Genomic DNA, 18953 nt, shown 5'->3' with positions numbered 1-18953 from the left:
GCCGAGCATCGCGCGCTGTTCTCGGTGCGTGCGATGTGCCGGTGTCTTCGCATCCAGCCCAGCGGCTTCTACGCCTGGGTGAAGAACCCGTTGAGCAGACGGGCGAAGGAAGATGCTCGGCAGACCGAGCTACTCCGGCAGGTGTGGGAAGACAGCGGCAAGGTCTATGGCTACCGCAAGCTGCACGATGATCTGCTCGATCAGGGCGAGACCTGCTGTCCGAACCGCGTGGCGCGTCTCGCCAGTCTGGCGGGTATTAGAGCGAGGATCGGCTACAAGCGCAGGCCGGGCAGCTATGGCGGCAAGCCATCTAGGGTGGTCGACAACACGCTGGCCCGCCAGTTCGATGTCGCGGCACCCGACAAGACATGGGTGACCGACATCACCTACATAAGAACACAGGAAGGCTTTGCCTATCTGGCGGTGGTGATCGACCTTTACTCCCGCCGCGTGGTGGGCTGGTCGATGCAGAACCGCCAGACCACCGACCTGGTCCTGCAGGCATTGCTGATGGCTGTGTGGCGCAGGAAGCCAAAGGGGAAGGTTCTGATCCACTCGGATCAGGGATCGCAGTTCACCAGCATAGACTGGGCGTCCTTCCTGAAGGCCCACAATCTGGAGCACTCGATGAGCCGCCGTGGCAACTGCCATGACAACGCAGTGGTCGAGAGCTTCTTCAACCTGCTCAAACGCGAACGCGTCCGGCGGCGGACCTATCGCTCACGAGACGAGGCCAGACAGGATGTGTTCGATTACATCGAGATGTTCTACAACCCGATACGCAAGCATGTGAGAAACGGGATGCCCCACGCGAAGGGGACGAGCAGTCCCGCAAACTCGTCGATGGTCCAGAAGCCGATGAGCTCCGGGTCGTCGAGCCGCCGTGGAACGAGGTATCTGTCGGCCATGCCGCCCTCCCGTCGTTAGACCGCGATCAAATGGTTGCGGTCACGACCGAGGTGACGATCGGCACGCCTGTGCCGACGCCAATTCCGACACCGACCGGGACCGCGACCTGCCCAAGGGCGAAGCGGCCCGAGGCGAGCGCGATCAAACCGCCGGCAAGGCTGAGGACGGTGATGATCTTGCCGCCCGAACCTTCGAGGAAGTCAGTGAACTTCTGCAGCGCCGGATCAAAGGTCGTGTCGGCACCGGCATAGGCGGCACCGGCGCAGGCGAGCGCAATCGCGGCCGGAAGAATATAGTCGCGGGCACGAATGCCTTTAACGGATGGGCGGGGAAGGGTGATTGCATTGTTCATCGAGGAACTCCGTTTCGAACATTGGCAGCGATGCGTTCGCTGTATGTTCTTTCCTCGATTGGAAGGCAGGGTGTAGGAAAACGGAAACTGCCGCACGCGGCATTCCGACCAAGAGAAATCGTCGATTCTGGGCAATCTGACCAGGCTTTGCGCGACCGGTGCAGACATTGCGGCCAAGAATACCGATCATTGCGCCACCCATACCGAAGTCTGAGATCGAGGGACCGGAATCTGCGCGAATCAAATCGTGTGACGATGAGCCAGTTTCCTACGTGTTCCTTATTTGTTCTTTTTCCTTTCCTACAGTTTGACGCGTCGCCTAGCCTGTTGGTGATTCGCTGAAGATCACCGGAAGCAGGAACAATGGCGCGAAACACAAACGACAAATGGGAAGAACTATCGCGAGGAGTCGCCGCTTTCCTCGACCATGCCGTGGACGAAAGTGGCAAGTCCCGGCGGACGATTGCCGCACAAACGAATATCAACAAGGACGCGCTCCGACGCATCCTCGCCGGGACAAGGTCAGCCACACTGCCAGAGGCGCTGGCCATCCTTGACGCGAGCGGACACGCGCCGCGCACCTCCCTGATGCTGGCACTCGCGGGGTACTCGCAGCGTAGCAAGGATTGGCAGAATAGCGGCGTGCTGGAATTTCTTGAAACCTTCATAAGCGAGTTGCCGTCTGCTTTGGATCAAGCGCTGGGCGAAAGGCTGCTCGATGTGAGACCGCGCTGGGCAAAGGGGACCGCGCACCGCACCGCCGGTCTCCTGTCGGATCACCTCGCGCAACTGGAGCGGCAGGATGAACAAAGCTTCGCTCTCTGAAATGACGACTGGTCTCGAAACGGACGCGGAAGCCGTTCCTGTCGAGCCACCGCCAGACCGGCTCATTCGTCTTCCCGAGGTCATGGCGCGCGTGGGCCTGCGCCGAACGGCAATCTATCAGCGGATGCGCGAAGGCCGTTTTCCAAAGTCGCGTTCGCTCGGTCCCCGTTGCACGGTTTGGGTCGAAGCCGAGATCGATGACTGGATCGGTTCTGTTGTCGAACGCACCGACGAGATATGTCAGAACACGCCCCGAATTTCGAGATGATCATGGTTTGCGTCCCGTCACCGCTCGAATAAACGCGCGCTGTCCCGCTAGCCGGAAAGCACTTCGATTATCCGGCATTCGCCAACCGCTCCGTGCTGGCAGTCGTCGACCATATGGCGCAGTTCGGTTCGCAGTTTTCGCAAGTCACCAAGCTTCCGATCCACTTCGCGTAGGTGGAGGCTGGCAATAGAGTCCACGGCTTCGCACGATTGCGATGGATCATCCGACAAAGAAAGCAATTGGCGCACCTCCGCCATGGTGAAGCCAAGGTCGCGTGCGCGGCGGATAAACCGCAATCTGGCCAATTCGGTCGGGCCATAGTCCCGGTAGTTTCCGGCGGTGCGTGGTGGTTCCTCCAGCAATCCGGTCCGTTCGTAGTAGCGGATCGTTTCGGCGGTCGTGCCGGTCTTCCGCGCCAAGGCACCAATCTTCATGGGTTTCTCGCAATGCTTGACCTTGTAGCCACTACAAGGTGCATAAGACGATTCGAAGATGCAAGCAGAACGGTAAAATCCTGTGGCAAAGAAGGACATTATTGAACTTATCGAAGCTGAGCGGCGCGTTTTCCGTGCCGCCAGGCAGTCTGGTGACCGGGCTTTGGCTTGGACCGCGCTCGAGCGGGAACATATTCTGGGCCAGGGCTTCTTCGGGCCGCACCTTCGTTCACATATGACGATGCTGGGCTATGCAGTTGAAACCCGCGATGGCCGCGAAGTTCTGGGGCAGGTCATACGTCTTGCGCTCGCTCCCCTTGGTAATCTCACCGGACGGCTCCCCTGGGGCAATACCGGACGCGCAAACGTGAGCGCATTCGCGCCAATGCCATACCCGGACGACCTCGCGGAGGTTTTCACCATCTCTTCGGACGAGGTTCGCTAGCACGCGCCATGGCAATTCTATCCAACGAACAGGTTGAACGTCTCTACGACAAGAACGCGGGAATCTATGACCGATTGGTGTCGGGGTTTCGGTGGGCCGGTCTTGGTCGCTGGCGACGCGATCTGGTTAACCGGCTTGAACTCAACGCCGGTGACCATGTGATCGATCTATGTGCTGGCACCGGCGCAAACCTCGCGTTTCTGCTTGAGAGAGTAGGACCAAGCGGCAAGGTGACGCTGGTCGACCTTTCGCAAGGCATGCTCGACCAAGCCCGTCGACGAGCGAAGCGCCTGCGAGCTAGCAATGTCGAATTTGTGCAGTCAGACGTAGCCGCCTTCCGCTTTCCGAGCGAGACCAGCGCAGTCATCAGCACCTTTGGACTGGAAATGCCACCTGATTACGCTGGGATCATCGAGCGCGCCTCGGCTGCTCTCCCGACGGGTGGCCGGATGGCCCTGCTTGGCCTGAAACACCCCGAGCGCTGGCCGCGATGGCTGATTGAAATCGGAATATTCGCTACGAAACCGTTCGGCGTCTCGCGCGATACGAAGAATTCCGCCCGTGGCTACCAGCCCGCCGAGAGCTGAACGAACTCCATTTCCGCGAGTTTCTGGCAGGATGCGCTTACGAATTCGTCGGTGCCAAATCGTAATGCGGCGGAAGCCGCAGTTGCGTGACTGCTTTTGTCTAGCTTCATGCGGGTTCCCCTGTTGAGTTCGAGCCCAAATACACCACATCCGCTTGCGCTGGTCAGTCGATTTTAACCGTGCGCAGATAGGGGCGCAGCGTTGTGAAACCTTGCGGGAAGCGCGCTTTCGCTTCTTTATCGGAAACAGACGGTGGAATGATGACGTCATCCCCACTCTGCCAATTGACCGGGGTTGCCACGCCTTTACTTTCGGTGAGCTGGACTGAATCGAGCAATCGAAGCACTTCTTCGAAATTGCGTCCGCTGCTCATCGGATAAAGTAGCATCGCACGGATTTTTTTGTCCGGGCCAAAGATATAGACGGCGCGAACGGTAGCATTGTCGGCTGCGGTTCTTTGCTCCGCACTGCCAGTCTCCTCGGCGGGCAACATATTGTAGAGTTTGGCCACCTTCAGGTCGCTGTCGCCGACCACCGGGTAATCGACTTTATTGCCGCTGACCGCGCCTCGATATCGGGTAGCCAGTCGCGATTGTCTTGGCTGCTGTCGACCGACAGGCCGAGAATCTTGGTGTCGCGTTTGGCAAATTCCTCGCCGAGACCGGCCATGTAACCCAGCTCGGTCGTACAAACCGGGGTAAATGCCTTTGGATGAGAAAACAGGATAGCCCAATTGTCGCCCATCCAATCATGGAAGGTGATGGTGCCTTGGGTCGTTTCCGCTGTGAAATCGGGGGCTGTCGAGCCAATGGAGAGGGTCATGTGCATAATCCTATTTGTCGTGAGGGGAGGTGTCCGCCGTCCTCATATTTTGGCGGGTGTGTGGCCTGCGGCACGTCGAATGTCGACGCAATCGATTGCGTGAGTCTCGACCTCACCTGCATTTAGTGGGGCGGAAATGCTCACTGGCGCTCCCGCCTCCTACAAGATTGCGCGATCATCGGCCGGCGTAGATACTCAGAAGCGCACGCTAGCGCCTGCTACGAAGCGCCGGGGAGCCCCCGGTCTCAAACCCGAAGGCCGACGCGCTACAGCATAAGCATTGTCGAACAGATTATCCACTCTGGCAAACAAAGAGAGACCTTCCGTCAGCGCAAACCGGCCGGCGAGATCAAAGACAATCCTTTCGTCAATACGCTCATCGGGCGAAATATCCCCGCTACCTGCTTCGGTGCGTACTTGCGATGTGTAATTGGCGCTCACGAGCAAGGATGCCGGTCCAAATGCGAGCCCCGTTTCGGCATAGAATTGGTGGCGAGCGATGTAGGGGAGTGCGTCGCCCTGGGACACGGAACCGAAGAACGCACTCTCGAAACTGCTTTCGAATTGCGCGTCGGTGAGCGTGTAAACCACCGAGAAGGGAATTGAAATTTCCCTACCCACTTGATGCTCCGTCGAAGCTGCCAGCTCCAACCCCTTTACGGAGACGGCCCCAGCATTGAACTGGTCGCCAATATCCCCGACGCTACACCCCACGGATTGTGTGCAGTTTCCGAGCAGATTGGAATAGTCGGAATAAAACGCAATCGCGGAAGCTTGAATGGCGCCATTCCGAAAACGCCCACCAAATTCATAGTTCCAGCTTTTCTCGGCTCGCGCCTCCGGATTTCCTGGCCCGGGGGGAGAAAAACCGCGCGAAGCGCCTGCAATCAACAGCACGTCTCCCAGTGCATAGGTTGCACCGAGTGCGGGAAGCCATTCGTCAATGTTGGTCTTACGTATGCGCGAAGGTCCATCGAGACGAGCGGGGTCGGCTCGATCATAGTCCAGTCGGGTAAGGTCGATGCCTTCGTACCGAATGCCGGGTGTCAGAGTAAGCCCGCCGATCTCGATCCGGTCCTCCAGATAGAAAGCGATCGCCTTCGCCTTCGCCTCGCGATTGGCTTGAGCGCCCGGAGCCGTCTGCCGGACGAAAACGAGATCTCCATCCGTTTGCGTATAGAATTCCTCATTCTGCAACCGGTCTTCTTCATCCTCGTGATACCGGAGCGACGCAGCCAGGTTGTGCCTGACCTCGCCGGTCTCGAAAGGTCTTTCGAACGAAAGCTGGACGCCTTCGCTCCGATAGACGCGGTTGTTGTTGCGAATGCGAAGGGCACCTTCAGCGCTGTCTGCGCCTCGCAGGATTGCGAGGCCTCTCTCGTTTGAGGAGGGAGCATCGAAAACGGGTTGGATGGCATCAAAGCTGCCATCACCATCGAAATCGATGTCCTGTAGCTTCGACCAACTTCGTGTGAAATCGTTGCGATATAGGGTAACCGCGAACTGCGTGTCGTCGGGCAACCGGAGGGTGCCGGTGAGCCGATATTGATCGTGCTCGCCCGTGAAAACGTCGCGTTGGCTGGCCGAATAGCGCCGGTACGGATCGCTCGCGAAATCCGCGTCGGCGAGGCCCAAATAGGTTTCGTTCGCCTCAAGTTCTGATCGACCATAGGCGAACTCGAGGCGCGCATCGACCGGCGAATCTGGGCTGGTGTGGACGGCGAAGCGGGCGCGATAGTCCTGACGTTGAAAACCGGTCTCAGCGCCGGGAAGCCCATCTATCGTCTTGAACCCGTCACTGCCTTGCTGATAGCTTTCCACCAGCGCCCCGAAATTGCCGGCGCTAGCGCCAATCCAGCCATGACCTTGATAATAGCCGCGAGAACCAAGCTGTCCGGAGGCTTCGCCAGCAAGGCTCTCGGTCGGTATCGGAGTCGATCGGAAATTGATGGCCCCGCCGATCGTGCGAGGACCATAGCGTACCGAGCCCGCGCCCTTGATCACTTCGACTGCATCCATTCGACCGATCGCAGGGAAGTAATACGCGGCCGGAGCGGCGTAGGGGGCAGGGGCAATAAGAACGCCATCTTCCATCAAGGTGATGTTGCTCGACCGTTCGACCGGCGCGCCGCGCAAGCCAATATTCGGGAATAGCCCGAAACTGTCCTCTTCCTGAATGTTGACCCCCGGCACCTGGCGCAGGACACGGTTGACGTCACCATGCTCGAATTCGCTCAGTTCCTCGCCATCGATTAGGTCCGCCGCACCGGCCACTTCATACGCATCGATGCGACCGCCAATCACGATAATCGATTCGCTTGGGTTTGCTATCCCGTCCTGCGATTGCCGCTCATCGGTCGGGTCTTTTTCATTGGCGTAAGCAGGGGCGGCCAGTGCAATTGCTATGAGCGAGGCGGTAGCGCGATACATGTGAAGAATCCTTTCGAGACATTTACCAGCCTACTACTGCTATTGAGACGTATTCGCAATAGCAGTAGTAGGCTTTTATGCCCATATCGGGTTAGGGCGGCTCGCGGTGCATCGGTTCCGGACTGCAATACCGTCCGTGACCGGCGCGCGATGAGGGCTCAGGGTCTGCGAACGGTCGGGCAGGAACAGGCCAGCGAAAGCTTAATCACCGGCCGTGTCTTTCCCGTTGTTGGGTGCCGGGTGGGCAGGGATCAGCGCATCATCGCAGTCCGTAGCGAGGCAGGGCTCGAAAGTGGCATGTGCGATGCCGAAATCCTTTTCCAGCATCGCCCGCGCGCGTCGCTTGACTCCCTCGAATGCTGTTTGGGAGTAATCAACAAGAGTGAGATGGGCTTCGAGCGCCCGGTGATGTTCTCCCAGATTCCAGACATGGACGTGGTGAATATCCTGCACGCCGCCAAGCGCGCGCAGGTTTTCAACCATCTGATCAAATTCCACCTCGTCCGGCACTGCTCCCATCAGCAGACGAACGGTTCGCGGTAGGAGCGTCGCGCCCTGCCAGATGACATAGGCCGCGATGATGAGAGTGATGATGAGATCGGCGACGACGAGATCGTATAGAATGATTAGCACTCCGGCGACGATCACACCGATCGAGGCCAGCGCGTCCGAAACATTATGCAGGAAGGCAGCCTTCATGTTAATGCTGTCATGCGCGCCGCGATAGACAATGAATGCGGTGACGAGATCGATGACAAGTGCGATCCCGGCAACCCAGATCACGGTCCAGCCTTCGACCGGCTGCGGCGCGGCGAAACGGTTGATCGCCTCAACGATCAGATAGAATCCGATGATCAGCAAGGTCGTCAGATTGATGAGCGCGGCGACGACTTCTCCCTGGGCGTAGCCGAAGGTCATCAGCTTGTCCGCCGGCCGCCGGCCTATGCGCCGCGCAAACCATGCAAGACCAAGAGAGGCCGCATCGCTGAAGTTGTGCAATGCATCCGCGATAAGCGCCAGTGACCCCGAAAGGATGCCGCCGACGATCTGGGCAAGGGTCAGGAGGACATTGATCGCGACCGCGAGGATCAGCTGACGATCGCTAAGGTTTTCCTCGCCGTGACTGTGGCCAGCATGATCGTGCGAGTGCGCCATCACTTCTCTCCGCTATTTACGATTTCGTTGCCGGCGGTATCCGGATGCTGAAGGATCGCATCGGAATTATCGATTGCTCCGATCGCGGCGTTAAATCCGACTGCAATCATTCCGAACATCGCAAGCCCGGAGATGAAGGCCGCGAGTGCTGCCAAATTCAAACCTCCCAGTCTGCCCGGGATTTGCAGCAAAAAATGAACCGACCAGATAAGAAAGTATCCTGCGAGTAGAATTGCCAACCGCGCGTCGGCTGTTTCGCTCATGCCGTGGAGAAGCCAAAACCCGGCTACCGCTGCGGCAACAAAGGCGAGTGACAGAAAAACATGGATCGCCAGACGATCCATGCGTTTCATCGCGCTGTCGCGAAATCCGGCTGTTGTCTTTCGCCCCACCAGGAAAAAGGTGATTCCAACCCCTAGTGTTGCTGCGAAACCGGCGAAGACAGACACGGCTGCTGCTGCACCCAGAGCGATGCCACCAAACCCCAGCGCAATACCGCCTTGAAGCGCAATGGTCATCTTCGGCCCGCGTCTTCCCACGGCGTCGGACAGGGTTCCAACTGAGTCGCGATGCGAAGCCCAGCCTCCGATCAGCACCGCCAGAAGATAGAGAGTCCCGCCAGCGGGGAGCAGGGCTGCGTCTATGAAGTCACCCCTTGCTTGTCCAACTGCAGGACCGGTCAAAACAAGCGCAAGTGCGGCAAGGGCGCCAGAGTGGACGGCCGCCGCGAACCCATTTCCGTTCGGGGTAGGCCCGTGCTTTTCTTCCCAGACAACGCCAGCACCCAGGCCGAGGCTTGCCAGCATCGCCAAGGTCAGGATCGCCGACAAATCCTCAGTTGCAAATATCTCGTGGACGAGGCTCATTCCCGTGTTTCGCCATGAACCGTTCCCGCCTCGTCGTGCTTGTCACTGTGCGCGTCGCGCAGGATATCGATCCCGCCGTAAAGAGCTATGCCAGCCACAGCGACGCCGACCACAAGGTCCGGCCAGTTCGCGCCTGTGATCATAACGATGACGCCAGCGATGATAATCCCGCCGTTCGAAATGAAGTCATTGAAGCTGAATGTGGTGGCGGCCCGCATGTTGACGTCCTTGTTCTGCATCTTTTGCAACAGGCGAAGGCAATAGAGGTTCACTATGCCCGCGACGGCAGCCATCGCGATCATCAGGATGCCACCCGGCTCAGAACCTTCAACAAACCGCCTAACGGCATCAGCAATCACTCCGCCGGCAAAGATCAAAAGCATGACGCCAGAAAAGCGCGCTGCGCCTCGCTTCCAAGAGCGCGGTCGACTCAGCGCAAGGAGACTGAGAGCGTAGACAAGCGCGTCCGACGAATTGTCGAGTCCGTTGGCCAGCAGCGCATTCGAGTCGCCAAAGTAGCCCATGACGAAAAACCCGACCGCAATCGCGACGTTAAGCCATAAGACGATCCATAATGTGCGGCGCTTGTCAGACGTATCCAGATTGAAGTTATCATCGCCGCTCATGCTTGCGTCTCCATTATCGCCTTTGCACCGCTCTTCTCTTTATACGCCAGAAGCCGGAGCGCGTTGGCGACCACGATCAATGTCGAACCTTCGTGAACCGCGACAGCGGGGCCTATCCCGAGACCGAAAATGGTCGCCGGGATAAGCACAGCGACAATTCCGAGACTGACGATCATGTTCTGCCGGATGATCGAGCGGGTCTGCCGGCTCAGATCGACGGCGAAAGGCAGCCGGGCAAGATCATCTGCCATAAGGGCGACATCGGCTGTCTCCAGCGCGACATCCGAGCCTGCGGCACCCATTGCAATCCCGACGGTGGCATTCGCCATAGCCGGAGCATCGTTGACCCCGTCTCCGACCATCGCAACCTTGTCCTGACCGGCAAGCTTGCGGATGGCCTCGACCTTGTCGTCGGGCATGAGATTGCCCCAGGCCTCGTCGAGGCCGACATCCTTTCCAACCGCATCGGCCACTCTTTGATCGTCACCCGAGATCATGATCATTCGGGTGATCCCGAGGCCGCGTAACGCTTCGAGCGTCGCCTTTGCTGCCGCCCGCGGCGTGTCGAGCAAACCGATCGCTCCAAGATCGCGCGTTTCCGAGCGAACGCCCATTGTTGTCCGCCCGCGCTCGCGCATGGCCTCGATTTCTCCCGACAGGCCCTCACTGAGCGAAGGAACGCCGTCTTGGCCAAACATCTCGAGCTTGCCGATCCACACCCGCTCACCGCCAACAATTGCGGTGATGCCCTTGCCTGTGAAGCTTTCAAGATCGCGCGCTTTGGGCAGTGTCTCATCGCCGAGCTGCTCGCGGCCATCCTTGACGATCGCCTGTGCCAGAGGATGATCGCTCAGGCTTTCGGCGGCGGACGCAATCGCAAGCAACTCTCGTTCCGCCACGCCGGGCGCTGCCACAACATCGGTAATCCGGGGCTCACCTTTTGTAAGCGTACCGGTCTTGTCGAAAGCGATGGCTTTGAGCGCACCGAGATCCTCGAGCGGCGCGCCGCCCTTTACCAGAATGCCGCTGCGTGCTGCTCTGGCCACTCCGGACAAGACCGCGCTCGGGGTCGCGATCGCCAAAGCGCAGGGGCTGGCAGCCACAAGCACCGCCATCGCCCGGTAAAAACTGTCGCGGAACGGCTCGTCGATGACAACCCAGGCGAAAAGGAGCAGGCCGGCCAGAGCGAGCACGGCGGGCACAAAAATTCGCTCAAAGCGCTGCGTGAAACGCTGGGTAGGAGATTGCTGAGCCTCGGCTTCGCTCACCATTTGGACGACCTTGGCGAGGGTCGTATCGCTCGATCGCCGGGTCACTTCCACTTCGAGCGCGCCCGATCCGTTGATCGTCCCCGCAAAGACGCGATTGTCATCCGCAAGATTGTCAGGATTTGCGCGCGCAGAAGCGACATTCGAAACCGCGCTCTTGTCGACCGGCACGCTTTCACCGGTCACCGGAGCCTGATTGATGGCACTGACGCCGTCCAGGATGAAACCGTCAGCCGGAAGGCGTTCGTTCGGACGCACGATTACCACGTCGCCTAGCGCCAGCTCCTCGACCGGAACCTCAACGACGTCATCCCCACGTTTTACTCGTGCCGTTTCCGGCGCGAGCTCGGCGAGCGCCTCGATCGCCCTCTTAGCGCGCCCCATCGCGTAGTGTTCGAGCGCGTGGCCGAAACTGAACAGAAACAGCAATAGCGCGCCTTCGGCCCATTCCCCGAGAAAGGCGGCGCCTGCAGCGGCGACAAGCATGAGGCTGTCGATTTCAAACCGGCGCAGGCGCAAATTGTCCCACGCCTCTCGGACGGTAAAGAATCCGCCAAAGAAATACGCCGCGAGATAGCATGCGAATGGCAGCCATCCGGGATGCCCAGACCATAGTTTCTCAATCCCGAACCCGGTCGCGAGAAATGCGCCCGAGGCGAGCGAGAAATAGAGTTCGGTGTTCGCGCCGAAGATTCCGCCATGACTGTGTCCGGCATGATCTTCATCATCGTGACTATGGTCTTTGGAGGAGTGCTCGGCGTTCCTGACGACATCGCCCGCCAGAACCGACACGCCGAGGTTCTTGAGCTCGCCAGCAATCGTAGGCTCATCGGTTAGCTGACGGTCGTATTCGGCAACGAACCTCCCGCTCGCATCAGCATTTGCTTCGAGGATACCGGGTTTGCTCGCCAGCAGGTCCGCGACCGTTTGGGCACGGCGGGTGGAATTGATGCCATCGGCTTGCCAGACAACGTGTCCGTAGCGTTCGGAGATTTCCGCTCCGGCCACATGGGCCAACTCCTTGATGCGGGGGACAGTCAGGCGATCGGCATCGTATGATATCGCTAGTCGAGCGGATGCATTTTTCTCGCCCGGCAATATCGTGACCTCGTGCACGCCGATCCGCGAGTTGAGCAAAGACTGCAAGCGAGCGATGCAATGGTCTGTTTCGCTCGGGAGGTCGGGAAGGAGCGGTGAGACTTCGAGTTCGATGGTTCGCGTCATTGCCTATTGCTTCCCATTGGAAATTGACCGCTCCCGGTGCCGCAGACCCGTAAGCTTGCAGGTTCGCGAAACCCTAAAAGGGACTAGCGAAGCCCGCATATTGCGTAACGAAAGCGTCAATGTGCGTCCTGACCTGCCGGCACTTTCAGAGAATTCGCTGGACAGCGGTGAAACGTGCGCGTGACACCGCGATAACTGCGGGTTGTCAGTTTTTCGGCGGTGCGCTCTTCGATGGTAAGATGACGAACCCGCATCGGCCGTTCATGACCTTCGAATGGCATGTGCGCGTGGGTGTAAGCGATGGCATCGCCCTCGTCTCGCCAAATTCCGACGGCGGCGGGGGCACCGTCCGGAAGCTGCACTTCGGCATAATAGCCATCTGCGAAAAACACCCAGGCCGGTCCGCTATCACAAGACCGCGTTTCACCAAGGCTCCAGACACCGGCGATCGGAACAAGCGTGCTCTGATCCTGCGCCGATGCTGGAACACTTGAAAGTATCAGGGCGCCGGCAAGAGTCACTCTGAGCTGGCTACTAATCATTGATGCTCTCCATTCACGTAACCTCTTGCAGCTCTTGCCGTTCCTCGGGAGTGACGTTGCGGCGCAGGCGGTCCCACCAGCGTTGACGCCACGTCCGGTCATCCTTTCTGGTGGCGAAGACGAGCTTCAGGATCGCGGGAAGGACGAACAAGGTGAGCGCAGTGGCGGTGATCAGACCGCCAATGACCACCGTTGCTAGAGGCCGTTGAACCTCCGCTCCGGTACCGGTCGCGATCGCCATGGGGACAAACCCGAGCGACGCGACCAGAGCGGTCATCAATACTGGACGCAAACGCGCCAGTCCGCCTTCCACAATGGCCTCATCGAGCGCCATCCCCTTGTCCAGACGCTGGCGTATTGCAGTCACCATCACGAGACCGTTGAGGGTCGCCACGCCCGAGAGGGCGATGAACCCGACTGCCGCCGAAACCGAAAACGGCATTCCGCGCAGAGCCAGCGAGAAGATGCCGCCAGCGAGGGCGAGCGGGATCGCGCTGAAAACAGCCAGAGCGGGAACCCAGCCTCCGACTGCCATATAGAGCAACAGGAGAATAACCGCGAAAGCGATCGGGATAACGATCTGCAACCGTTCCTGCGCAGCTTGCAGGTTCTGGTATTGACCGCCCCACTCGATAAAGGCTGCAGCGGGCAATTCGACCTGCGCCTCGACATTCGCCCTCGCTTCCTCAACGAAGGATCCAAGATCGCGCTCGCGCACATTGGAGGAAACGATCACCAGCCTGCGTCCCTGTTCACGGCGGACTTCGGCAAGGCCATCCACAACCCGGAATTCAGCGACCGAGCGCAGCGGTATGGTTGCTCCGTTCGGAAGCAGCACCGGCAATGCACCAAGCTGATCGAAATCATCGCGTGTCGCATCCGAAAGCCGAACGACGACCTCGAACCTTCGATCGCCTTCAAACACGAGTCCGGCAGGCCGCCCGCCCAAAGCAATTGCGACGGATTGAGCGACGTCTTCGACCTTCAGCCCATATCGAGCGATCGTTGGACGATCGAAGGCAATATCAAGCGTCGGGAACCCGGTGACCTGCTGGACTTTGACATCCGCAGCTCCCTCGACCTCGCGCAAGATGCCGGCGACCCCGTTCGCTGCCGAGGTCATGGCGCTCAGATCGTCGCCGTAGATCTTGACCGCGACATCGCCGCGCACGCCAGCGATCAGTTCGTTGAAGCGAAGTTCGATTGGTTGGCTGAACTCATAGAGATTGCCAACCAGGCCTCCCAGAGCACTCTCCATTTCTGCCACCAGATCGTCTTTCGAAAGATCCGGGTCAGGCCATTCATCGCGCGGCTTCAGGATCACATACGCATCGGAGGCGTTGGGCGGCATCGGGTCGCTGGCCACTTCCGCAGTACCGGTACGTGAGAATACCAGCTGCACTTGCGGAAATTCCTCCAATCGATCTTCTACTCGCCGCTGCATCGCCAGAGACCGCTCGAGAGATGTGGAAGGGATTCGCAATGATTGCACCGCGATATCGCGCTCGTCGAGCTGCGGCGTAAACTCGCTGCCAAGGAAACTGAACACCAGAGCAGCAACGGCAAAAATGCCGGCACCGGCCCCGATCACCGGCCAAGGGCGGGCGATGGCTTTGCGGACAAGAGGCCCATAGCGTTCCTTGGCCATCCGGATCGGTTTGACTTCCTTCTCCGTCAGTTTTTTGTTCAGCAGGATCGCGATCATCGCCGGGACGAAAGTCAGCGAGAGTACGAATGCCGACGCGAGCGCCAGCATGACCGTGATGGCCATCGGCGAGAACGTCTTGCCCTCGACTCCGGTGAAGGTCAGCAACGGTGCGAACACCAGAAGGATAATCGCCTGACCATAGACAGTCGGCTTGATCATCTCCTGCGCGGCAAGCCGCGTTTCCGTCAGCCGTTCGCCAAGTGTCAGGAGCCGGCCCTCATGCTCCTGTCTGGCCGCAAGACGTGCCACACTATTCTCGACGATAATCACGGCCCCATCGACGATCAGACCGAAGTCAAGCGCGCCCAGACTCATCAGATTGCCTGACACTCCGAGCCGGTTCATGCCGATCGATGCCATCAGCATCGAAAAAGGGATAACCAGAGCGGCGATAATTGCGGCGCGTATGTTGCCGAGCAAAAGGAACAGGATGGCTATGACCAGCAGCGCACCCTCGACGAGATTCTTCTCGACGGTCGCGATCGTTGCATCGACAAGAGACGAACGATTGTAGACGATTTCGGCTACCACACCTTGCGGCAGGGAGGTGCGGACTTCATCAAGCCTCTCAGCGGCCTGGGCTGAAACAGTGCGGCTGTTTTCTCCTGCCCGCATGAGGACGGTACCAACCACAGCCTCGTCGCCATTCAGCGATGCAGCCCCGGTTCTGAGATCACCGCCAATGCTGACCGTTGCGACATCTCCCACGCGAATGGGAACGCCTTCACGTGTAGATATGACTGCTTGCTCGATGTCCTCGACACTGCCGAGCCGTGCATCGACACGAGCCAGCAGGGCCTCTCCTGATCGCTCGACGAAATTCGCGCCTTCGGCAAGGTTGGCGGCTTCCAGCGCTTCGATCACCTCATCGAATGAAAGCCCGTAGCCTGTCATGCGAGCAGGATCGGGCTGTACGAGATATTGCTTTCGGAAACCCCCGATGGAATCGACACCGGCGACGCCATCGACCGACCGCATGAGTGGAGCGACCACCCAGTCCTGAATGGTACGCAGATAAGCAGCCTTAGCGACATCGCTATCGAGCCTGTCACCGCGTTCGGTAACGAAGCTTCCGTCGGACTGCCAACCGACCGCATTGCCCTTCGGTGCTTCCTTGCCCCCCGGATGCTCGAACTCGATCGTATACATGAGCACTTCGCCCAGACCGGTCGAGATAGGTCCCATTACCGGTTCTGCTCCTTCGGGCAGCGAAGCGGTGATCGGCGTCAGGCGCTCATTGACCTGCTGCCGCGCGAAATAGATGTCAGTACCTTCTTCGAAGATTGCAGTAACCTGGCTGAACCCGTTGCGCGAAATCGAACGGGTCATTTCCAGACCATCGATCCCGGCAAGACCGGTTTCCACCGGATAGGTTACCTGCGTTTCGACCTGGGAGGGGGAAAGGGCGGGCGCTTCGGTATTGATCTGCACCTGAACGTTCGTAATGTCGGGTACGGCGTCAATGGGAAGCCGAAGAAGGTTCATCACGCCATAGATGGCGACACCGATCGTCAAAACGACCATGGCCCAGCGAAAACGCACGGCCATGTCGAGGATCATGCCGATCAGGCCGTGGCGGTGCGAGTGCTCCGTTTCCTGCATGCGATCAGTGTCCATGTTCGGCTTCCTCTTTTTCGAGTTCGGCTTTGAGCAGGAAGGCATTCTCGGTTGCGATCCGCCAGTTCGCTTCGAGACCGGATTCGATCACCACGCGGCCTCCGGAACGTGCGCCGGTCACCACCGGACGGGTCTGGAAGCCGCGGCGAGTGCGCACGAAAACCACTTCCTGGCCGTCGAGTGACTGCACCGCGCTTTCGGGCACCGACATGCGGCCCGTGTCGACCTCGCCCGAAGGCCGGATGCGCGCTTGCAGGAAGGCACCTGGTTGAAGACCGGGGATGGACCGCGTGAGCGAAAGGACTGCCGTCGCGCTGCGGCTCTCAGGATCGAGCGATGGCGTGACGGAGCGGACCCGCGCTCCGATCTCGCGGTTTTCTGCAAGTTCCAGCGTGGCTTCATCGCCTGGCTGAATACGGCTTGCTTCTGCAGAGGGGAGCGCGACTTCGATCTGCATCGCATTAGGATTCACGATTTGGTAGAGTTCCTCTCCCGCATCGACAAACGAACCAAGGACAATAGGCGCCGCCGTTACCCGTCCTGCAAGAGGGCTGGTAACCGCCAAAGACCGACCGTCGCCACTCACGCCCGCTGCCGCAACCGCTGCCTGCGCGCGGGACAGTTCTGACTGGGCGACCTGGAGATTGGCGCGCACCGCTTCGAGATCCTGCCGCGCCGTAACATTGGCTTCGAAAAGCCGGCGTTCGCGCTCATAGGCGGCTGACAATTCGTTGACGCGCGCGCGCGCCGCGCTCAATTGCGATGCCAAAGCTGCCGCTTCCGCACTTTCGATACGCGCAATGGTTTCACCCTGCCGGACGTAATCACCCAGCGTTTTTTGAACGCTCCGCACCACGCCCGCCGCTCGCGCATCGATCCGCGCGCTGCCTGTGGGGCTAGCGGCGATTGTGGCTGGGAACACTAGCTCTACCGCCGAGCCCTCACCAACGGTCTCGACCATGATTTCGGAGCTTCGAATCTGCTCTTCGCCGAGTAGGACCAGTCCTTCCGGGAGATCGCTTTCTTCGGTTTCCTCTTCGCTGTGCGGTTCTGCGCCGTTGTCCGGCCACAGCATTACAGCAGCCGCAAAAACAAGAATGATCAGGCCGATCAGTACAGCCAAACGCTTACGGTTCATGGGTATTTTCCTCATTGGGCGCCAAGCCAGATCAACTGCGCCGCCAGGCGACCGCGATCTTCCTGGGCTTGGATCAAGGCTTCTCGGATTGCATCGCGGGCTTCGGCCGCAGCCAGAACCTCGATCAGCGGGAACCTGCCGTTGCGATACCCAATCCGGACGAGGCGCAAGGCTTCTTCCGCTTGAGGCAGGGAGGTTTGGGACAGAGTCTCTACACGAGCCTCGGCGGCGAGAAAGCGGCCGCGCGCCTGGGTTACTTCGAGTTCGAAATCCGCGCGGGCGACAGCCTCGCGTGCGGAGGCCGCGCGGAAGCGGGCCTCGGCAGCGGCGATGTTACCCTGATTGCGATTGCGGAAAGGAAGGGGAATCGAGACGCCCACTAGGAAGGCTTGATCCCTGCTTTCCTCGAACCGCCTGACACCGGCGGAGATGGCCGGATCGGGAACACCCAAAGAGCGCTCCCTGTCGATCGCAGCGTCCGCCGCCTCGCGTTCGGCACGCGCAACTTGGAGACGCAAAGCAGAAGGCGATGCAAGAAGCATCGCAGGAGGTTCGATCCCGGGAAACGCCGATGGCACGTCCGGGGGAGGGGACGTTTCACCCCAGAGCGCCACCAACGCGCTCCGCGCCGCTATCTCTGAAGCTCGCGCGGCTTCAAACTCCGCCTCGGCTTCAGCAAGGGCCGCTTCTGCACGAAGCGAGCGCAGCGGCGGCTCGCGGCCAACTTCGACAAGCAGGCCAGCTATACGCGCGAGTTCGCGATTGCGTTCGACTACGTCGCGGGCAAGTTCCAGTCGCGCAGCTGAAGCGACCGCCTCGATGTAGCGTTCGCGCACCATGCGACTCAGCTCAGCGACCGACAATTCTCCAGAAAGCATTGCCACGCGCGCCTCGGCCTCGGCCGAGCGAATGCGTGCGCCCCGCTTGCCGCCTAGCTCGAGGCGCTGACTCAAAGACAACGTATATTCGGTTGCTTGCAGCCCTGAAAAGGCACCGCTTCCTGCGATGTTCTCCGCTTCAAAGGCAAGCTCAGGATTTGGCCGAAGCCGTGCCTGATCGATAAGCGCGCGTGCCGCGTCCGTTTCGGCCTGCGGCCCGATCAAACGCGGATTGTCTGATTGCACCTGCGCGCTTTCGTCCACACCCGCACGCGCGAGAGCTTCGTCGAGCGTCAACACGGCGCGATCTTGTGCACGCACCGCACCGGGCAGTACTGCGAGGCTCAGCCCTGCAAAAAGGGCGCCTCGCCAAATAATGGCAAACATGAATTGATTTTTCCTCTACTGACATGCCGAATGCGCGCCGACATTGCGGCGGCAATACTGGACGTCAGATTCGAGGAGGGGGCGTCAAAATCGCTTGCTGGACTGCAGTCAGGCCGACGGGTTCGAAGAAATGCTGTGCACCGGATGAACGCTCACCGGCCCCGATATCCGCATTACCTGCAAACTGGACTCCATGATGGCAATGGCCGTGGGCGCAGATGCCATGCTGCTCATTCGGGCTGTCCGGCAAGTCTTGACCAGTCTCGCTACTTGCAGCTTCGACACTTGTAAGTTCGCCAATTTCAGGCCCGCATACCGCCGCGTCCACGCTTACGCTGAACACCAGGCCGAAGAGAATCAGCATGGCGAAAAACGGCTTCAAGGCAAGAAGGGGCGTACGGAGGGTCATGACAATTTGGCCCCGCTAGCAGGACCAATCACATGGCACAAGTCGATATTCTCTTCGAATGCC

General features: G+C 59.5%; 18 protein-coding genes and 2 pseudogenes. 5 read left to right on the top strand and 15 right to left on the bottom strand.

Going from position 1 to position 18953, the window contains the following annotated elements; all coding sequences use genetic code 11:
- Window positions 1-804 (top strand): annotated as a pseudogene (locus ABFX23_RS17145) (IS3 family transposase); the annotation flags it as partial.
- Here the strand turns inward: ABFX23_RS17145 and traL are convergent.
- Window positions 801-908: pseudogene (gene traL, locus ABFX23_RS17140) on the bottom strand (type IV conjugative transfer system protein TraL); the annotation flags it as partial. The pseudogenes ABFX23_RS17145 and traL sit on opposite strands and share 4 nt — an antisense overlap.
- Before the next feature lie 26 nt (window positions 909-934).
- The gene (locus tag ABFX23_RS17135) at window positions 935-1261 is read right to left on the bottom strand and encodes a hypothetical protein (RefSeq protein WP_173214078.1); all 327 of its coding nucleotides are present in this window, start codon (window positions 1259-1261) and stop codon (window positions 935-937) included.
- Window positions 1262-1693: 432 nt separating this feature from the next.
- Here ABFX23_RS17135 and ABFX23_RS17130 point away from each other — a divergent pair, with 432 nt between their 5' ends.
- Both ABFX23_RS17130 and ABFX23_RS17125 read left to right on the top strand, forming a co-directional pair.
- The gene (locus ABFX23_RS17130; protein ID WP_346034096.1) at window positions 1694-2086 is read left to right on the top strand and encodes a hypothetical protein; all 393 of its coding nucleotides are present in this window, start codon (window positions 1694-1696) and stop codon (window positions 2084-2086) included.
- Window position 2087: 1 nt separating this feature from the next.
- The gene (locus ABFX23_RS17125; protein ID WP_137678726.1) at window positions 2088-2354 is read left to right on the top strand and encodes an AlpA family transcriptional regulator; all 267 of its coding nucleotides are present in this window, start codon (window positions 2088-2090) and stop codon (window positions 2352-2354) included.
- Window positions 2355-2401: 47 nt separating this feature from the next.
- Here the strand turns inward: ABFX23_RS17125 and ABFX23_RS17120 are convergent, their stop codons facing one another.
- Window positions 2402-2788, bottom strand: a complete 387-nt coding sequence (locus tag ABFX23_RS17120; RefSeq protein WP_010412642.1) for a MerR family transcriptional regulator — start codon at window positions 2786-2788, stop codon at window positions 2402-2404.
- 82 nt (window positions 2789-2870) lie between these two features.
- Between ABFX23_RS17120 and ABFX23_RS17115 the strand changes: the two genes are divergently transcribed.
- Together ABFX23_RS17115 and ABFX23_RS17110 are read left to right on the top strand one after the other, a co-directional pair.
- Window positions 2871-3233: a DUF3703 domain-containing protein gene (locus ABFX23_RS17115; RefSeq protein WP_010412645.1), complete on the top strand. Its 363-nt coding sequence runs from the start codon at window positions 2871-2873 to the stop codon at window positions 3231-3233.
- 8 nt (window positions 3234-3241) lie between these two features.
- Window positions 3242-3820 carry a class I SAM-dependent methyltransferase gene (locus tag ABFX23_RS17110; RefSeq protein ID WP_224800998.1) on the top strand — a complete coding sequence of 193 codons (579 nt, stop codon included), beginning with the start codon at window positions 3242-3244 and terminating at the stop codon, window positions 3818-3820.
- Window positions 3821-3983: 163 nt separating this feature from the next.
- Here the strand turns inward: ABFX23_RS17110 and ABFX23_RS17835 are convergent, their stop codons facing one another.
- From ABFX23_RS17835 to ABFX23_RS17055, 12 genes are all read right to left on the bottom strand, one after another.
- Window positions 3984-4331 (bottom strand): thioredoxin domain-containing protein, encoded by a 348-nt coding sequence (locus ABFX23_RS17835; RefSeq protein ID WP_428831681.1) that lies wholly within the window; start codon window positions 4329-4331, stop codon window positions 3984-3986.
- Between the two features lie 2 nt (window positions 4332-4333).
- Entirely contained in the window at window positions 4334-4642 is a 309-nt protein-coding gene (locus ABFX23_RS17830) for a redoxin domain-containing protein (protein ID WP_428831680.1), read from the bottom strand.
- Between the two features lie 195 nt (window positions 4643-4837).
- A complete protein-coding gene (locus ABFX23_RS17100) occupies window positions 4838-7072 on the bottom strand; it encodes a TonB-dependent receptor family protein (RefSeq protein ID WP_224800999.1) in 2235 nt (744 codons plus the stop codon).
- Between the two features lie 201 nt (window positions 7073-7273).
- On the bottom strand, window positions 7274-8227 hold the full coding sequence (locus ABFX23_RS17095; RefSeq protein WP_224801000.1) for a cation diffusion facilitator family transporter: 954 nt from the start codon (window positions 8225-8227) through the stop codon (window positions 7274-7276).
- Complete coding sequence (locus ABFX23_RS17090) at window positions 8227-9093, bottom strand: hypothetical protein (protein ID WP_224801001.1); 867 nt, start codon at window positions 9091-9093, stop codon at window positions 8227-8229. The genes ABFX23_RS17095 and ABFX23_RS17090 overlap by 1 nt, the downstream gene beginning before the upstream one ends.
- Entirely contained in the window at window positions 9090-9719 is a 630-nt protein-coding gene (locus ABFX23_RS17085; protein WP_224801002.1) for a cation efflux transmembrane domain-containing protein, read from the bottom strand. Before ABFX23_RS17085 ends, ABFX23_RS17090 begins: the two co-directional genes overlap by 4 nt.
- Window positions 9716-12211, bottom strand: coding sequence for a heavy metal translocating P-type ATPase (locus ABFX23_RS17080; RefSeq protein ID WP_224801003.1), 2496 nt, complete (start codon window positions 12209-12211; stop codon window positions 9716-9718). Before ABFX23_RS17080 ends, ABFX23_RS17085 begins: the two co-directional genes overlap by 4 nt.
- 116 nt (window positions 12212-12327) lie before the next feature.
- Complete coding sequence (locus ABFX23_RS17075) at window positions 12328-12753, bottom strand: hypothetical protein (protein WP_224801004.1); 426 nt, start codon at window positions 12751-12753, stop codon at window positions 12328-12330.
- A 13-nt stretch (window positions 12754-12766) separates the two neighbouring features.
- A complete protein-coding gene (locus ABFX23_RS17070) occupies window positions 12767-16030 on the bottom strand; it encodes an efflux RND transporter permease subunit (RefSeq protein WP_219149915.1) in 3264 nt (1087 codons plus the stop codon).
- 37 nt (window positions 16031-16067) lie between these two features.
- Window positions 16068-17216 (bottom strand): efflux RND transporter periplasmic adaptor subunit, encoded by a 1149-nt coding sequence (locus ABFX23_RS17065; protein ID WP_219148248.1) that lies wholly within the window; start codon window positions 17214-17216, stop codon window positions 16068-16070.
- 11 nt (window positions 17217-17227) lie between these two features.
- Window positions 17228-18481: a TolC family protein gene (locus ABFX23_RS17060; RefSeq protein WP_219148250.1), complete on the bottom strand. Its 1254-nt coding sequence runs from the start codon at window positions 18479-18481 to the stop codon at window positions 17228-17230.
- Window positions 18482-18545: 64 nt separating this feature from the next.
- Window positions 18546-18890, bottom strand: coding sequence for a hypothetical protein (locus tag ABFX23_RS17055; protein ID WP_219148252.1), 345 nt, complete (start codon window positions 18888-18890; stop codon window positions 18546-18548).
- Window positions 18891-18953 lie beyond the last annotated feature (63 nt).

Source organism: Erythrobacter westpacificensis (assembly GCF_039542285.1).
Lineage (GTDB): Bacteria > Pseudomonadota > Alphaproteobacteria > Sphingomonadales > Sphingomonadaceae > Alteraurantiacibacter > Alteraurantiacibacter westpacificensis.
This window is presented reverse-complemented; position numbering and strand designations above follow the sequence as displayed.

What these genes read in the sequence shown, in the direction of transcription:
- ABFX23_RS17135 (WP_173214078.1), bottom strand. Translation starts at nt 1,261, where the DNA reads ATGAACAATGCAATCACCCTTCCCCGCCCATCCGTTAAAGGCATTCGT.
- ABFX23_RS17125 (WP_137678726.1), top strand. Translation starts at nt 2,088, where the DNA reads ATGACGACTGGTCTCGAAACGGACGCGGAAGCCGTTCCTGTCGAGCCA.
- ABFX23_RS17120 (WP_010412642.1), bottom strand. Translation starts at nt 2,788, where the DNA reads ATGAAGATTGGTGCCTTGGCGCGGAAGACCGGCACGACCGCCGAAACG.
- ABFX23_RS17110 (WP_224800998.1), top strand. Translation starts at nt 3,242, where the DNA reads ATGGCAATTCTATCCAACGAACAGGTTGAACGTCTCTACGACAAGAAC.
- ABFX23_RS17830 (WP_428831680.1), bottom strand. Translation starts at nt 4,642, where the DNA reads ATGACCCTCTCCATTGGCTCGACAGCCCCCGATTTCACAGCGGAAACG.
- ABFX23_RS17100 (WP_224800999.1), bottom strand. Translation starts at nt 7,072, where the DNA reads ATGTATCGCGCTACCGCCTCGCTCATAGCAATTGCACTGGCCGCCCCT.
- ABFX23_RS17095 (WP_224801000.1), bottom strand. Translation starts at nt 8,227, where the DNA reads ATGGCGCACTCGCACGATCATGCTGGCCACAGTCACGGCGAGGAAAAC.
- ABFX23_RS17090 (WP_224801001.1), bottom strand. Translation starts at nt 9,093, where the DNA reads ATGAGCCTCGTCCACGAGATATTTGCAACTGAGGATTTGTCGGCGATC.
- ABFX23_RS17085 (WP_224801002.1), bottom strand. Translation starts at nt 9,719, where the DNA reads ATGAGCGGCGATGATAACTTCAATCTGGATACGTCTGACAAGCGCCGC.
- ABFX23_RS17080 (WP_224801003.1), bottom strand. Translation starts at nt 12,211, where the DNA reads ATGACGCGAACCATCGAACTCGAAGTCTCACCGCTCCTTCCCGACCTC.
- ABFX23_RS17075 (WP_224801004.1), bottom strand. Translation starts at nt 12,753, where the DNA reads ATGATTAGTAGCCAGCTCAGAGTGACTCTTGCCGGCGCCCTGATACTT.
- ABFX23_RS17065 (WP_219148248.1), bottom strand. Translation starts at nt 17,216, where the DNA reads ATGAACCGTAAGCGTTTGGCTGTACTGATCGGCCTGATCATTCTTGTT.
- ABFX23_RS17060 (WP_219148250.1), bottom strand. Translation starts at nt 18,481, where the DNA reads ATGTTTGCCATTATTTGGCGAGGCGCCCTTTTTGCAGGGCTGAGCCTC.
- ABFX23_RS17055 (WP_219148252.1), bottom strand. Translation starts at nt 18,890, where the DNA reads ATGACCCTCCGTACGCCCCTTCTTGCCTTGAAGCCGTTTTTCGCCATG.